Annotated in this window: 1 protein-coding gene; it reads right to left on the bottom strand. The window is 65.3% G+C overall.

Features of this window, described 5'->3' with window-relative positions; all coding sequences use genetic code 11:
- On the bottom strand, window positions 1–1,192 hold a 1,192-nt coding region (locus ACFX4T_RS25595), incomplete at both ends, for a CoA-acylating methylmalonate-semialdehyde dehydrogenase (RefSeq protein WP_377655229.1).

Below are 1,192 nucleotides of genomic sequence, written 5' to 3'. Positions count from 1 at the left end.
AGTTGGAGGGGAAGTTGTAGGAGGCGCCGGAGGCGTGGGTGGGTTCGGGCCAGCGGGAGGTGATGACTTTGCCGCGGGTGTAGAAGGACACGCCTTCGGGGCCATAGATGTGTTTGTCGCCGAAGAGGGAGTTCTTCCAGCCGCCGAAGGAGTGGTAAGCCACCGGAACGGGCAGGGGCACGTTGATGCCGACCATGCCCACGGTCACGGAGCGCTGGAACGTCCGGGCTGCGGCGCCGGAGGAGGTGAAGATCGCGGTGCCGTTGCCGTACGGGTTGGCATTGATCAGCGCGATGCCCTCCTCGAGGGTGTCCACGCGGACCACCACCAGCACGGGCCCGAAGATCTCCTCCGTGTACGCGCTCATTTCGGTGCTGACCTGATCGATCACGGTGGGGCCAACCCAGAAACCCTCCTCGTGGCCGGGGACGACGAGGTCGCGGCCGTCCACCACCATGGCAGCGCCGGCCTGCTCTGCTTCGGTGACGATCCGTTCGATGCGTTCCTTGGAGGCCGGGGTGATGACCGGACCCATCTCCGCACCGGGCACTGTGCCGTTGTTGACCTTCACGGCCAGGGCACGTTCCTGGACCTTCTTCACCAGCAAATCAGCCGCGTCCCCGACAGCGACAGCGACGGAGATCGCCATGCACCGCTCCCCCGCGGAACCGAACGCCGCGGCGGCGAGGTGGTCAGCTGCGTTGTCCAGGTCAGCGTCCGGAAGCACGATCGCGTGGTTCTTCGCCCCGCCCAGGGCCTGGACCCGCTTGCCGTGCTTCGTGGCGGTTTCGTGGACGTACTGCGCAATCGGGGTCGAGCCAACAAAGGAAATGCCGTCCACGTCCGGGTGCGTCAGGAGCCCGTCAACGGTTTCCTTCCCGCCGTGCAGGACCTGGAACACCCCATCAGGCAGACCGGCGGCCTTCCACAGCTTCGCGAGCAACATCGGTGCGGACGGGTCGCGCTCGGAGGGTTTGAGGATGAACGCGTTACCGGTCGCGATCGCCATCGGAGCCATCCACAACGGCACCATCACCGGGAAGTTGAACGGGGTAATACCGGCAACCACGCCCAGGGATTCACGGAAGGAAAACACATCAATGCCGGTGGAGACCTGGTCCGAGTAGTCACCCTTGAGCAGGGACGGGATGCCGCAGGCGAACTCGATCACTTCCAGACCACGGCCGATCTC

It is taken from the genome of Paenarthrobacter sp. YIM B13468 (assembly GCF_042788025.1).
Taxonomy (GTDB): Bacteria; Actinomycetota; Actinomycetes; order Actinomycetales; family Micrococcaceae; genus Arthrobacter; species Arthrobacter aromaticivorans.
This window is presented reverse-complemented; position numbering and strand designations above follow the sequence as displayed.